Annotated in this window: 8 protein-coding genes; 4 read left to right on the top strand and 4 right to left on the bottom strand. The window is 69.8% G+C overall.

What is annotated here, in order from left to right; all coding sequences use genetic code 11:
• Positions 1-35 precede the first annotated feature (35 nt).
• The 4 genes from ACQPZW_RS03855 (at position 36) to ppc (ending at position 7,677) form a co-directional block, all read left to right on the top strand.
• The gene (locus tag ACQPZW_RS03855) at positions 36-1,811 is read left to right on the top strand and encodes a glycosyltransferase family 2 protein (protein ID WP_433793454.1); all 1,776 of its coding nucleotides are present in this window, start codon (positions 36-38) and stop codon (positions 1,809-1,811) included.
• The gene (locus ACQPZW_RS03850; RefSeq protein ID WP_433793453.1) at positions 1,808-3,757 is read left to right on the top strand and encodes a galactose oxidase-like domain-containing protein; all 1,950 of its coding nucleotides are present in this window, start codon (positions 1,808-1,810) and stop codon (positions 3,755-3,757) included. Before ACQPZW_RS03855 ends, ACQPZW_RS03850 begins: the two co-directional genes overlap by 4 nt.
• A gap of 5 nt (positions 3,758-3,762) precedes the next feature.
• Positions 3,763-4,770 carry a glycoside hydrolase family 6 protein gene (locus ACQPZW_RS03845; protein ID WP_433793452.1) on the top strand — a complete coding sequence of 336 codons (1,008 nt, stop codon included), beginning with the start codon at positions 3,763-3,765 and terminating at the stop codon, positions 4,768-4,770.
• Between the two features lie 111 nt (positions 4,771-4,881).
• Positions 4,882-7,677, top strand: a complete 2,796-nt coding sequence (gene ppc / locus ACQPZW_RS03840; protein WP_433793451.1) for a phosphoenolpyruvate carboxylase — start codon at positions 4,882-4,884, stop codon at positions 7,675-7,677.
• Between the two features lie 67 nt (positions 7,678-7,744).
• On the opposite strand, the gene ACQPZW_RS03835 is transcribed toward ppc, so the two are convergent.
• From ACQPZW_RS03835 to ACQPZW_RS03820, 4 genes are all read right to left on the bottom strand, one after another.
• On the bottom strand, positions 7,745-8,281 hold the full coding sequence (locus tag ACQPZW_RS03835) for a hypothetical protein (protein WP_433793450.1): 537 nt from the start codon (positions 8,279-8,281) through the stop codon (positions 7,745-7,747).
• A 9-nt stretch (positions 8,282-8,290) separates the two neighbouring features.
• Entirely contained in the window at positions 8,291-12,487 is a 4,197-nt protein-coding gene (locus ACQPZW_RS03830) for a polymorphic toxin-type HINT domain-containing protein (protein WP_433793449.1), read from the bottom strand.
• 214 nt (positions 12,488-12,701) lie between these two features.
• Entirely contained in the window at positions 12,702-13,205 is a 504-nt protein-coding gene (locus tag ACQPZW_RS03825; protein WP_433793448.1) for a hypothetical protein, read from the bottom strand.
• 34 nt (positions 13,206-13,239) lie between these two features.
• On the bottom strand, positions 13,240-15,048 hold the full coding sequence (locus ACQPZW_RS03820; RefSeq protein ID WP_433793447.1) for an FG-GAP-like repeat-containing protein: 1,809 nt from the start codon (positions 15,046-15,048) through the stop codon (positions 13,240-13,242).
• Between the last annotated feature and the right edge of the window lie 151 nt (positions 15,049-15,199).

Here is a 15,199-nt window from a genome sequence, read left to right as displayed (position 1 = left end):
GCCCGGACGTTGCGCACGAGATGGGGAGGCGAAACGTGCGAGCTCAACCTGTCCCGAGTGTCACCGGGAAGATTCCGCCGCAGCGGCCGCCGACCGGGCGCACGCCGATGCCGAGCGACGAGACGGACAGCACACATCTACTGCCCCGGCAGTCCGCCTACAGCGCCTACAGCGTGCTGGCCGGCCCCGCCGAGCAGGCGCCGGAGCGTGGGCCGTACCGGGTGCGGATGCGGCGGCTGGACCGTCGCCGTCCGATCCGGACACTGCTCATCACGCTGTTCGCCTTCGCTTTCGAGAGCACGTTCTTCGGCTGGCTGGTCACCTCGATCGAGATGCCCGACCGGGGCCTGCACACGACTCTCTACCTGGCCACCGGCTTCATGATCGTGGCGACCGCGGCGATCGAGATGTTCCGGCTGGTCAACGTGGTGACGCTGTGCCTCGCGACGCTCTGGGCCCGGGATCCGCAGCCGGTCGTGCCGGACACCACGCTGCGGGTCGCGTTCCTCACCACGATCGTGCCCGGCAAGGAGCCGGTCGAGATGGTCGAGCGCACGCTGCGGGCGGCCCGGCAGGTCCGCTACGAGGGCCACTACGACGTGTGGCTGCTCGACGAGGGCGACGATCCGGTGGTCAAGCTGATGTGCAAGCGGCTGGGGGTCCGTCACTTCACCCGCCACGGCGTCGCGGAGCTCAACACGCCGAGTGGCCGCTACAAGGCGCGGACCAAGCACGGCAACTACAACTCCTGGCTGACGGCGCACGGTTCGGAGTACGACGTGTTCGTCTCGGTCGACCCGGACCACGTGCCGGCCCCGAACTTCTGCGAACGGCTGATCGGCTACTTCCGTGATCCGGACGTGGCGTTCGTGGTCGGCCCGCAGATCTACGGCAACTACGACAACCGGGTGACCCGCTGGGCCGAGTCACAGCAGTATCTCTTCCACGCCCTGTTGCAACGAGCGGGGAACCGCCGGGGTATCGCCATGCTGGTCGGCACGAACAACGCGGTCCGGATCTCGGCGCTGGAGCAGATCGGCGGCCTGCAGGACTCGATCACCGAGGACATGGCCACCAGCGTGGAGCTGCACGCCACCCGCAACCCGGCCACCGGCAATCGCTGGACGTCGGTCTACACGCCGGACGTGCTGGCCGTCGGCGAGGGGCCGTCGTCCTGGACCGACTACTTCACCCAGCAGCACCGCTGGTCACGGGGCACCGACGAGGTCGTGGTCCGCCGGTTCGCGGCACTGCTGCTCCGGCTCGGCCCGGCCCGCGCGCTGCAGTACGCGCTGCTCATGTCGTACTACCCGCTGACCGCCGCGGCGTGGCTGCTGGGCGCGCTGAACGCGGCCTGCTTCCTGCTGCTCGGGGCGAAGGGCGTGCAGGTGCCCGGCGAGGTCTGGCTGATGCTCTACGTGGATGCCGCCCTCTTCCAGGTCGGCCTCTACCTCTTCAACCGGCGGCACAACGTCAGCCCGCACGAGAAGTCGGGATCGTCGGGGCTGGCCGGGATGCTCGCCTCCACCCTGTGCACCCCGGTCTACGTCTCGTCGTTCCTGTCCGCGGTGCTGCGCCGCCGGTCCGGTTTCGTGGTGACCCCGAAGGGCGACTCGACCAGCCCGGACCGGCTGGCCACGTTCGCGCCGGGCCTGCGCTGGGCCGCCCTCTACGCCGCCCTGCTGACCTTCTCCCCGTTCGTCGATCACGTCGACCCGGCCATGTACGCCTGGCCCGCCCTCAATCTCGCGATCTGCCTCACCCCGGTCACCTTGTGGCTGTTGCGCAGCAGGAAGGAAACCCCCGCATGAAGCCCCGCTCGGCTCCCTCTCTCGCTCGGCGGTTGACCAGTGGCCTGGTCACACTGGTGGTGCTGGCCGTGGTGGCGGTCGCGAACCGGCCGATGGTCGCGGTCGCCGGGGAGGCGCTGCACGCGTACCAGATCAATCGGCAGTCCTACAAGGAGAGGTACGGCCACTGGGCCCGCCTGCCGGTGCCCCGCGGTTTCCAGGTCAACGCCATCCACGCGGCGCTGTTGCACACCGGCAAGGTGCTGATCATCGCGGGCAGCGGCAACAACCGGGACGCGTTCGAGGCGAAGTCGTTCCGGACCGTGCTCTACGACCCGCGCGACGACGAGTTCACCGAGGTCCCGACGCCGACCGACGTGTTCTGCGCCGGGCACACCTTCCTGCCGGACGGCAAGCTGCTGGTGGCCGGGGGCACCAGGTCCTACGAGGTGCTCGAAGCCGACGTCGAGCACGCCGCCGGGGTGATGAAGCTCAAGAACGAGTCGCCGGACGGCGGCCCGCGGGTCTTCCCGAAGGGCACCCGCCTGCTCTCGGCCACCGGCGAGGTCTATCGGACCCGGTCGAAGGCGACCGTCCCGGCCGCGCGGAAGATGACCCACCACGGGCAGATCATGGTGCACGCCGGCGAGACCGAGGTGTGGGCCGACGCGGTGGCCGAGGGCGACCGCCCGGTGGTGCGCACCCCCGCGCAGTACAGGTTCGAGGGCCTGACCGGCGCCGACGCCCGCAACCTCTACGGCATCGCCGAGAAGATCACCCGCGAGAAGCAGGAGTACGGCGGAGACCGCACGTCCTACGAGTTCGACCCGCTGACCGAGCGCTACGTCCGCACCGGGAGCATGCGCGACCACCGCTGGTACCCGACCCTGATCGGCCTGACCGGCGGTGACGTGCTCGCGGTCTCCGGCCTGGACCAGTTCGGCCGGATCCTGCCCGGGCGCAACGAGCGGTATCTGCCCGAGCAGCGCCGCTGGGTGGCCGCGCCGGAGCTGAAGCGCTACTTCCCCACCTATCCGGGCCTGCACCTGATGGCCGACGGGCGGGTCTTCTACTCCGGCTCCAACTCCGGGTACGGCTCGGACACCGAGGGGCGCACGCCGGGCCTGTGGAACGTCGAGCGCAACACCTTCCGGGCGGTGCCGGGGCTGCGGGACGCCGGGATGAACGAGACCAGCTCGTCGGTGCTGCTGCCGCCGGCCCAGGATCAGCGGGTGATGATCCTCGGGGGTGGCGGGGTCGGCGAGTCGGAGCAGTCGACGGCGCGTACCGACGTCGCCGACCTGGACGAGGCCGAACCGCGGTACCGGCCGGGACCGGACCTGCCGAAGCCGGCCCGCTACCTGTCGACGGTCGTGCTGCCGGACGACACCGTCCTCACCACCGGCGGCTCGTCGGGTTACCGGGGCGGTCCGTACCGGGGCGAGCCGCGCAGCGACCTGTTCGACACGCAGATCTACCACCCGCGGCGCAACGTGTTCGAGACGGCGGCCGAGTCGACGGTCGGGCGCAACTACCACTCCGAGGCGATCCTGCTGCCGGACGGCCGGGTGATCACCATGGGCGGGGACCCGCTCTACGATCCGACCGGGAAGAACGCCGGCACCTTCGAGAAGCGGATCGAGATCTACAGTCCGCCGTACCTGTTCCGTGGCGACCGGCCGGTGATCACCAGCGGTCCGGCCGCGGTCGACCGGGGCGCGCCGGCCGTGTTCGGCAGTGCGGACGCGGGCCGCGTCATGTCGGCCCGGCTGTTGCGGCCCAGCACGGTCACCCACGTCACCGACGTCGACCAGCGATCGGTCGCCCTCGGGCTGCGCAGACTCGGCGACGCCGTCGAGGTGACCGTGCCGGAGAAGCCCGGTCTGGTGCCGTCCGGGTGGTACATGCTGTTTCTCATGAACGAGAACGGCGTACCGTCCGTGGCTCGCTGGGTGCGGGTGCGCTGACAGCGATGGCACGGCACCGCCACCGGAAGGGCCGCCGGGCCGGGCTGCTCGCCGCCCTGCTCGGCGTCACCACCGCCGCCGCCGTCGCGCTCGCCCACGACCCGGCCGAGCCGGCGGCCCTACGGACGCCGCCGGCCACCGCGGCCACCCCCGGTCTCTACCTCGACCCGGGCGGGCTCGCGCCCCGCTACGTGCGCAACCTGCGCGCGTCGGGGCGGCACGCGGAGGCGGCGGTGATGCGGCGCATCGCCGACCAGCCGGCCGCGACGTGGTTCACCGACGCGCGGCCCGGGTTCGCCGAACGGGCCCGCCGGCTGGTCACCACGGCGGGCGCGGCCGGGCGGGTGCCGGTCGTCACGCTCTACTTCATCCCGCACCGGGACTGCCGGCAGTACTCGGCGGGTGGGGCGCGCGACGCCCGTACGTACCAGAACTGGATCTCCTCGATGGCCGCCGCGATGCGCGGGCGCCGCGCCCTGGTGATCCTCGAACCGGACGCGGTGGCCCAGGCCGTCTCGGGATGCCTCGCGCCGCGTGCCGTGGCCACCCGCTACCGGCTCCTCGCGCACGCGGTCGATACGTTGCGGGCCGAGCCGGGCGTCACGGTCTACCTCGACGCCGGTCACCCCGGATGGATCTCCGCCGCGCGGATGGCGCCGGCGCTGCGACGGTCCGGCGCCACCCGCGCCCGCGGCTTCGCGATCAACGTCGCCAACTTCCAGACCACAGGAGCCAATCTGCGGTACGGGACGGAGCTGTCCCGTCTGCTCTCCGGCCGGCACTTCGTCGTCGACACCAGCCGGAACGGCAACGGGCCGGCCCGCCGGGTCAAGGGCGACCGGCACTGGTGCAATCCACCGGGACGGCGGCTCGGACGTGCCCCGACCCTGCGCACCGGACGGGAGCTCGTCGATGCGTACCTCTGGGTGAAACGCCCCGGCGAGTCGGACGGCGCATGCGGCGCCGGGGCTCCCCCGCAGGTCAGTGGTACCCCGCCTATGCTCGGTCGCTGACCGGGTCGTGAGACTCTTGACTCAATTCACCCCCGGACGGGGGTACGCCGATAACATCGGCGAAGTCGGGACAGCGCCGTCCTGGAGCCATCCGAGCGAAGGAGCGCCCCGATGTCCGACGAGCCTGCCCACCTCGACCCGGAGGGTCCTGACGCCGCACTGCGCGCCGACATCCGACGGATCGGCACGCTGCTCGGTCAGACCCTGGCCCGGCAGGAGGGCCGTCCCCTGCTTGACCTGGTGGAAGAGATCCGAGCCCTGGTCCGCCAGGACGCCCCGGCAGCCGCGAACCGGCTCGCCGCGATGGACATCACCACCGGCACCAAGCTGGCCCGGGCCTTCTCCACCTACTTCCACCTGGCCAACATCACCGAGCAGGTGCACCGCGCCCGCGACCTGCAGCGCCGCCGGGCCAAGAACGGCGGCTGGCTGGACCAGGCCGCGAAGCAGATCGCCGAGAAGGGCGTACCGGCCGACGAGATCGCCGCCGCGGCCCGCCGCCTCGCGATCCGCCCCGTCTTCACCGCGCACCCCACCGAGGCCGCCCGCCGCTCGATCCTGTCGAAGCTGCGCCAGGTCGCCGACTCCCTCGACGCCGAGTCCGCGGCCGCCGCCCTCTACGGCGCCACCGACACCACCGTCTCCACCAAGCGGTTCGCCGAGCTGATCGACCTGCTCTGGCAGACCGACGAGCTGCGCCTGGACCGGCCGGACCCGACCGACGAGGCCCGCAACGCGGTCTACTACCTGAAGGACCTGTACGCCCACGCCGCCCCGCAGGTGCTCGACGACCTCGCCGAGACGCTGCGCCGCCTCGGCGTGGAGACGGCACCCACCTCCAAGCCGCTGACCTTCGGCTCGTGGATCGGCGGCGACCGCGACGGCAACCCGTTCGTCACCCCGAAGGTCACCCGCGAGGTGCTGCTCATCCAACATGAGCACGGCATCCAGGCCACCGAGAAGGCGATGGACACGCTGATCGACGAGCTGTCGGTCTCCCGGCGGCTGCGCGGCGTCTCGCTCGACCTCTCCGCCAGCCTCGCCCAGGATCTCGACAACCTGCCCGAGGTCGCGGCCCGCTTCCGCCGGGTCAACGCCGAGGAGCCGTACCGTCTGAAGGTCCGGGCGATCAAGGCGAAGCTGGCCAACACCCGCGCCCGCCTGGTCAACGGCACCCCGCACGTGCCCGGCCGCGACTACCTCGGCTCCGCCGAGCTGATCTCCGACCTGGAGCTGATGCGCGCGTCGCTGGCCCGCAACTCCGGCCAGCTGCCCGCGGTCGGTGTCGTCGCCACCGCGATCCGGCAGGCGTCCGCGTTCGGCCTGCAGCTGGCCACCCTCGATGTGCGCGAGCACGCCGAGAAGCACCACGAGGTGCTCCAGCAGATGTATGCGCAGGTCGGCGAGGTCGACGACTACGCCGAGCTGGACCGGCCCTCCCGGACGAAGCTGCTCGCCGCCGAGCTGACCGGGCGGCGGCCACTGTCCAACATCGACACCCCGCTCACCGAGTCGGCGCGCAAGACGTTCGACGTGTTCCACACCATCCGCGAGTCGCAGGTCCGGTTCGGCGACGACGTCATCGAGTCGTACATCATCTCGATGACCCTCGGTGTCGACGACGTGCTCGCCGCGGCCGTGCTGGCCCGCGAGGCCGGACTCGTCGACATCCACACCGGCCGTGCCCAGGTCGACATCATCCCGCTGCTGGAGACTCCGGCCGAGCTCGACGCCGGTGGTGACCTGCTCGACGAGATGCTCTCCATCCCGGCCTACCGGGAGATCGTCCGCGCCCGCGGCGACGTGCAGGAGATCATGCTCGGCTACTCGGACTCCAACAAGGAGGCCGGGATCACCACCAGCCAGTGGCGCATCCACAAGGCACAGCGGTCGCTGCGTGACGTCGCGGCCCGGCACGGCGTCCGGCTGCGGCTCTTCCACGGCCGCGGCGGTACGGTCGGGCGCGGTGGCGGCCCCACGCACGAGGCGGTTCTCGCTCAGCCGTACGGCACGCTCGACGGCGCCATCAAGGTGACCGAGCAGGGTGAGGTCATCTCCGACAAGTACACGGTGCCCGCCCTGGCCCGGGAGAACCTGGAGCTCACGGTCGCCGCCGTCCTCCAGGCGACGCTGCTGCACACCAGCATCTCCGTCGACCCGGTCCGCCTCGAGGTGTGGGACTCGGTGATGGACACGGCGTCGGACGCGGCGTTCACCCGCTACCGTTCGCTCGTCGAGGACCCGGACCTGGCCGCCTACTTCTGGGCCGCCACCCCCACCGAGCTGCTGGGCGCCCTCAACATCGGCTCCCGCCCGGCCAAGCGCCCCAACGCCGACGCCGGTCTGAGCGGCCTGCGGGCCATCCCGTGGGTGTTCGGCTGGACCCAGACCCGGCAGATCGTCCCCGGCTGGTTCGGTGTCGGCACGGGCCTGGCCGCCGTCCGCGCCGCGGGTCTCGGCAACGAGCTCGACGCGATGCACGAGAACTGGCAGTTCTTCCGCACGTTCCTGTCGAACGTCGAGATGATGCTGGCCAAGACCGACCTGTCGATCGCCCGCCGCTACGTGGAGACCCTGGTCCCCGAGCAGCTGCACCCCATCTTCACCAAGATCGAGCAGGAGTACGCGCTGACCGTCCAGGAGGTGCTGGCCATCACCGGTGGCACCGAGATCCTGTCGAACCAGCCGGAGCTGTCCCGCACCCTCAGCGTCCGCGACACGTACCTGGAGCCGCTGCACCACCTGCAGGTGGCGCTGCTCCGCCAGTACCGTGACCTGGGCGAGGCGGGCCGCCAGCTCCCGACGGCCCCGGGCGCCCGCCGCGGCCCGTCCGACTCGACGGCCCTGGAGCGGGCGCTGCTCACCACCGTCAACGGCATCGCCGCCGGCATGCGCAACACCGGCTGACCCGCTTCATCAGACGAATGGAGGCCCCGCACCGAATCCGGTGCGGGGCCTCCATTCGTGCGGCTCGTCATCTCCGCGGAAAACCCACCTCGGGGAGGACGTCGTCGAGGTCCCAGAGCGCCGCCACATGGGCCCGGGCCTCGACCAACGTCGCCTCGAAGTCCAAGACCCCCGACCGGTTGCGATACAGGACGTGGGATCCCTTGGCATACTCGCCGAATGGCATGGCCAGCAGTGCCTGAATCACCGAATGAACGATGAAACCCGCGTCCGCAACCTCGATCATCAACTCGAAATCGACATCGTCGCTCACGCCAGGCAGGTCACTGTCGGCCCATCGGCTGACAGTAAAACCGACATAGACGCCCGGAGCCCCATCCGGCAGCTCGACCTCAAGGCCGGGCGTCAGGGAACTCCCGTCTCCGAAATCATGGCTCAACCACATCGACTCCGCGAATCCACCGATTCCACGGCGGCATTCAGTCACCATCACCAGCAGGCTAGTCACGATCTGCTCGGGGTGAACCATCGACAACCACACCTCCAGATCATTGCCGGCTCCGAACAGGTGTCGGGTGGGGCGCAGAATCACCCCACCCGACACCCGAGAAATCTATTCTATCTCAAGCGTATAAATAACCCAGGCGCCGTCATGGCCATCTGTTCCATTCTTGATCTTTTTGATCACCAGCTTAATCTTGGTAGCATTCTCGACCTTTCCGGTCGAAGCGTCGGCCACCTTACCGATCGTCTTTTTGACGTCGACCACTTCCATGGCCTCCGTGTACCCTCGCGGATGCGCTCCACTCTTGACGATCGCTTCAATCCTGGCCTTGATCCGCTTGTTGTTCAAGGCATAATCGACAGCCGCTTGCGCCTCTTTCGGGTCCAGGAGTGAATGTTTCTGGCCCTTCTTCTTCTTGGCAAGCTCCAACATGTCGTCGTCGTCCATTTCGCCCACGTGGCTCTTGGGGTGCGCCTGCGCGACGCCGTCGTCAAGGTCGATCTTGCCGCAGTTGTGGACCAGGACCGACTGCGCACCGGCGCCCACGTAGTAGGAGTGGAAACCGTCGACGGTGAGGTTGAACGCCGCGCCCGTGATGGTTCGGCGCTCCACCCGCTCGACCTCGATGAGGTCGCCCTCGGCGTTCTGCACAGTCATCCCCGTCGTCAGCGCTGTCGCGCTGACCCAGGCCCGCAGCTGCGGTGCCCAGAACGAGTGATGCGCGGTCGCGGAGATCACCGCGGTGCCCGTGCCGGCGTCGCCGTCGGTGTCGACAGTGATGTCCACCAGCCGCTTGGTGCCGATCGCACCGCCCACCGTGGCGGTCACGCTCCGCGCCCCGGTCCGCCCGGTAGCCGGGTCGCTCGCCATAACCTGGTCACCGACGCGGACCTGCTCGATCGGCTTACGCCGCCCGTTCGCCAGAAGCACCGGCGTGCCCGGCACGAAACTGTTGCCGAACTTCGCGACCCCCGGGACGTTGGGTACGTTGTCGCACTTCTCCGCCAGCTCCTCGAAGACGTCCATGGCTTTGCGGAACTTGCCACTCATCCGCTTGCCCTTGAAGAACGTACCGACGTATCCGGCGAAGGGCAGCATCGCCACTCCACTGAGGGCGGCACCGGCGTAGTCGCCTCGGGCGAGTGAGACACCCGCATCAATGGCATCGCAGGCCTCGCCCGCGCCCGGCACCACGCCGCATGCCATCAGGACGAACTGGAGGGCATCCAGCAGCAGATCCGGATTGTCCTTGGCGAAGTCCATGATGTCGCCGAGCATCTCGCAGCCGGTGTCACTGTCCCGGGCGGTCACCGCGGAGCACTGCTGCGGCCGGATCAGTGCGTCGGCGAAGGAGACGTAGACCTGGACGCACTCCTCGGACATCTGGTCGGGGAGCAGGCAACTCCACGTCCGGTGATCGTTGTTCGCAGTCCCGGTACCGTCACTACCGCTTCCGGCTTCTTCGCTACGCCGCTGCTCTTCGTACGCCGCCAGCTGCTCGTTGTAGATCAGCACTGCGTCGTCCGCGGCCGCCTGTGCGGCCTCGGCGTCCTTCCCGGCGGCGGCAGCGTCTGCCTTGGCATCCGCAGCGGCCTGTCGAGCACCCGCGGCGTCTGATGCTGCACGGTCCGCGGCTGCGGTGGCGACCGCGGCGGAGCGGGCAGCCTTGTCGGCACTGGCCTTCGCCGAGGCCGCTGCTTGCTGAGCCTCCGCCGCGGACTGGGCGGCCGCGTCGGCGGACTTCTTGGCTGCGGCCGCCGAGGCCGCCGCCTGCTGGGCGTAGTTTTCAGCCTTGGTTCGTGACGCCGCAGCCTGGTTGGCGTAGTTGATCGCCTCTGCTTCGGCCTTGCGGGCCAGGGCCGCAACCTTCAGCGCCTCGTTCGCGTCGGCACGTGCCTTCTCCGCGTAGCCTTGTGCCTCGAGAATCAGCTTCCCGATGGCTGCCACGTGGCTGGCCTGCTCGTTGTCACGCTGGGCGGCCTGATAACGCGAGGTGGTCAGGAAGTAGGAGATGTACGACGGCGGACCGGCGAGGGCGACCTGAGCGGTGGCCTTGACCTCCGGGCCGCCGGCTTCCATCACCCGGTAGGCCTCGATCCGCTCGTCCGCAGCCCGGGCCGGGTACTGACCGGTGCGCAGGAACTGGTGCTGGTCTGCGGATGTGCCTGCCAGAGCCCTGTCGGCGGCTGCCTTGAGGTTGGGCCCGGCGGTCGCCTGGATGGCGTACACCGCCGCCCGGTCCTTCGCGATCTTGCCGGCGTAGCTGCGGGTACGCAGGAACTTCTGCACTGCGGCGTCGTCGCCGCTCACCGCGGTCTGCGCGGCGGTCTTCTCAGCGCCGGCCGCCAGCTTGTCGATCAGGGACCAGAGCCGGGCGCGGTTGTCCTGCCCGACGGCGGCCAGTCGTCCGTGGCTCAGCCAAGCCTGCAGCTCCACGTCGGTCCCGGCAATCGCGTCCTGGGCCGCCTGCCGGCTCCATTGCCCGCCGGTCTGCATCAGGGCCAGCGCGGCACGCCGACCGTTGTCGCGGACCACTTCGGCGGATGCTCCGGGCGCGGTTGCCGCGTTGAGGAGAGCCCGAGTCGACGGGTCGACCCGGTCCTCCTCCTCGGTGTCCCAGAGCAGTTCCCTGTTCCAGGCGACCAGTTCGCCGCCTGCGGCAATGTGGGCCTGCTGTACGGCGGCTGCTTCCTGTGACTCCTCGATGCCCTGCTCAGTGGCTTCGGTCAGCCGCAGCGCGTCCTGCTCCCGGGCCAGCTTCTCCAGGTCGACCGCCTGATTGGCGGCTCGGGTCGCCAGGTCTGCGGAAGCGACTGCGGCTTGCGCGTGTTTGGCGGACTCTGCTGCCGCCTTCGACGCGTCACCCGCGTGGGCGGCGGCGTCCTCCGCGGCCGCCGCCGCAGCGGTGGCGTGCGCCGCGGCATCCGCAGCGAACTGGAAAGCCTGGTCGGACGCCTTGGCAGCGGCCTTGGCAAAGGTCAGTGCCCGCTCGGCGGCCCGAGCCGCGGCAGCCGCCTCCCGACGGGCCTTGGCAGCGGCGTCGCGGGCCCGCTTCGCCTGCTCGGCGGAGACTCCTGCCTGGCCGCTGGCCTCGTCCGCGGCGGTAGCCGCGGCGTCCGCGTTGGTGCTCGCGCTCTTCGCCGCGTTGACCGCTTCCTGAGCCTGGGCCATCGCGCGGTCCCGCTCGACACGGGTCCTCTCGAGCTCCAGGGATGCGGCTGCCGCATCCCGCGCCTTCTCCGCAGCCTTCCGCGCATCCGAGGCCTTGTTCTTGTCGCTACGAGCTGCTGCTGCGGCGCTGTGGGCGTTGGCCGCCGCCTGCGCGGTCAGGGAGGCTGCCGTGGTGGCCCGTCGGGCGGCGTCCTCGGCGACCGAGGCGGCCCGCATCGCCGCGCTGGCGGCGCCCTTGGCCTCCTTCGCGGCCTTCGCGGCACCCTCAGCGGCGTCCGCGGCACGACCCGCGGCAGCCGACGCCTTCTTCGCCGCGCCGCCGGCGGCTTTTGCCTCGACTGCGGCTTCCTGGGCGGCCTTCCTGGCGGCCTCTGCCGAGTTCTGCGCCCGCCGTGCGGCATCGGACGCGGCCAGAGCTTCCCGCGAGGTGGTCTCACCGGCTTCCTTGGCCTGCTGGGTGAGCTTGGCGATGGAGGCCATCTCCGCATCCCGTGCGCGAGCCACGAACTGGCCCCGGACCAGGAAATACCGCAGGTCCGCGGCGCTCCCGGCAAGTGCCTTGGCGGCCGCGGCATCGAGAATGGGACCGCTGCTATTGACGCCACCGGTCAGCATCCGCGTGGCGGCGAGCCGGTCGTCGGCGAACTCCGACTTCTCCTGCTTCTCGTCGAGGAAGTTCGACACGTCCTCTGCGGTGCCGTTGAGGGCGGCCTGAGCTGCCGCTTTCGTGGTCGGCCCGGCACCTTCCATCACACGGTAGACACGAAGTCGCTCGTCCGAGATCCACGCTGCCTGGAAGCCACCGCTGATGAATGCCTCGACGTCCTCCGGCGTACCCGCCAGCGCTGCCGTCGCAGCAGCCTTCACAGCCGGACCGTCCATGCTCGCCAGAGCCTCAGCGGCGGCCCGGTTGTCTGCCGCCTGCGCCTCGTCGGCGCCGCCGCCCTGTTCAAAGGCACGAATGTCCTCATCCGTGCCCATCAGCGCTTCGGTCGCGGCCCGAGCGATCGAGGGCGTACCCTCTGCGACCTTCCAAGCCGTCCACTCGCGCGCGGCTTTGTAGTTGTAGGGCACATCCTCCTCGGCGGACGCCGGAACCGCTGACACCAGGGTCCCCGCGACAACGAACGCCATGGTGCTGGCGACACCTCGCGTGCCGATCAGCAACCATTTTCGCCGGATTGCCGAGCCTACAGATCTTCTTCGATACATTTTTCCCCCATGAGAAGTGGCGGAATTCGCCATCTACTGACGAACTCCGCACACCTTGTCAATCTGAAATGCGCCTACTGCCCGCGCATGTCCGGGTGGGACGACGGTGAATCGCTACTCGGGAACAGGGAGTGGATCAGCCGATGCGGAGCTCGACCAGGACCGCGGTCGGCAGGCCGTTACCGTCACCCGGATCGATCGCCTTCGGCGTGTTCGCCGGAATATCGAACACCTCAGTGCCCTCATCCGTCTGCGCCGTAGCCTTCACCGCAGAGTTACCAGCCCGCACACCGAACGTCCCCGGCACCTCAAGCGTCAACACACCCTTCGCACCCGACGTCTTGAAGCAGTAGTAATAGCCATACGGCTCCACCGCCACCGACTTCTCCACCTGAATCTCAGCAACCGGGCAATACACCTCGTCCTCAAAGGACTTCCGCGACGAGAACTGAATGTTCCCGTCACCCTTCAACACCTTCAGGCCGAACTCCGACAGAATCGCCTCAGCACCCGGGTGCGAGTAGTCCTCCACCAGCGACGACGGCGCATCCACCGCCTCCGCAGCCACACCAGCATGAGCAAACGTCAGCACACCAGCGGCCAGAACCGCCCCAGCACCGACCCACGGCAGGATCTTCAAGGCAATCTCCTTTTGCATGTTCGAGGGAGGGGCGTCAGAGGATTCGGGGGAACGCGGCGAGGGTCCAGCCGGAGCCGAACTTGTGCCGGGTGCCGCTGGCGAGGAGCGTGTTGTCGGCTGAGACGTCGCCGGTCGAGGCCCAGCCCCACAGCTCACCGGCGGGGTTCTGGTTGAGGATGTCCTGCTTGCCGTCGCCGTTGTAGTCGCCGAGGACGATTCGCGGGTACGCGGCCTGCGTCCAGCCACCACCGGCGATCCGGGACGGCCCGGCGAACATCAGGTTGTCGCCCGACAGGTTGCCGGTGGACGCCCAGACGCGCAGCAGACCGGTCGAGTCCTGCCGGATGATGTCCTGCCTGCCGTCGCCGTTGAAGTCGCCGGTCAGGATCCGCGGGATGTTCGTGGTGGTCCAGCCGCCGCCGACGGTCCGGGCCGGGCCGGGGAACAGCTTGTTGTCGGCCGACAGGTCACCGGAGGATCCCAGCGCCTTCAGCAGGCCGGTCGAGTCCTGGCCGATGACGTCGGTCCGGCCGTCGCCGGTGAAGTCGCCGGTCAGGATCCGCGGGTAGGCGGTGGCCGTGTAGCCGCTCGCGACGACCACGCCCGAGCCGGGGAAGAGCACACCCCCGTTGAGGTTGCCGGTCGAGCCCCACACCTTCAGCTGGCCACCGGCGTTCTGGGCGAGGAGGTCCGTACGCCCGTCGCCGTTGAAGTCGCCGGTCAGCAGCCGCGGGAAGCTCGTGGTGGAGAAGCCGGTGCCGACGATCCGGGCACCCCCGGTGAACAGCTTGTTGTCCGCCGACATGTCGCCGGTCGACGGCCAGGCCCGCAGCTGGCCGGTGGAGTCCTGGCCGATGATGTCGGCCTTGCCGTCGCCGTTGAAGTCGCCGGTCAGGATCCGCTGGATGTTGGTCGTGGTCCAGCCGCCGCCGACCAGGCGCGAGGCGCCGTTGAAGAGCCCGGAGTCCGCGGCCATGTTGCCCTTGGAGTACCAGCCCTGCAGGTCGCCGTCGGTGTTCTGGTGGATGATGTCGGACTTGCAGTCACCGGTGACGTCCGCGGTGTAGATCACGGCACCGGTCTGGGCGGTCGGGACCGCGGTGCCGGCGGCGTTGCACGTGTTCACCGCGATGCCGCGGATCCAGCCGGACAGGTCGTCGACCCGAGTCTCCTCCGCTCCAGACTCGGTGACCTCCCCCGCGTCCAGGCAGCCGCGCTGGGTGGACGTGTGGTGGATCGCGACGAGCTCGACGGTGCTGCCGGTGCCGCGCAGCGCGGGCCCACCGGAGTCGCCCTTGCAGGTCGTCACGGTCGCCGGATCGGTTCCGGCGACGCTCAGGGTGGTGGCGCCGACCGCGTCGACACTGACGGCTCCGGCGTGTTTCCGGGCGGAGATCCAATCAGTGGCGGTACGGCCGTAGCCGACCAGTTGCAGCACTTCACCGGCGCCCGGAGCCGTGGTGGCGAGAGGCGCCGGCGCGATGTCGCTGACCGGCGTGAGCAGGCGCACCAGAGCGAGGTTCCGGTCCGGATGCGGCACTACCCAGGTGGCGGCGATGGACCGGCCGAGCGTGACTGTCGTCGGCTGGGCCGGTGCACCGGCGGCGGTCTGACCGAAGCAGGCGCTCGCGGTCAGAACCCATGAGGGAGCCACGAGCGTGCCGGTGCAGGCCTTGCCGAAGCCGGCCTCTCCGACGTTCACCCGGGCGGTGAAGGGGTACACATCGTCGGCCACCGTGTCGCCGGTGACAGCTCGGGCGGCCCCGCCGCCGAGCAGGCCCGCCACCATCACCGTGGCGGAAACACCCGCCACGACGACTCGGCGGTGACTACGGGAGGGCATCAATCTCATCCTTTCGCGCCCGCGCGGAAGCGCCGCACACCCACGTGGCACGGGGTGCGCGGTGAAGTCGGAAGCGGGCAGACAGGGCTATCGACCGACAAGGACGCGGCGGCCGGACATCGACCACAGTAACCGTCAATGGTCGAGTCAG

Source organism: Actinoplanes sp. CA-252034 (assembly GCF_050956125.1).
Lineage (GTDB): Bacteria > Actinomycetota > Actinomycetes > Mycobacteriales > Micromonosporaceae > Actinoplanes.
The sequence above is the reverse complement of the archived record's forward strand: the minus strand, read 5'-3'. Positions and strand labels throughout refer to the sequence as shown.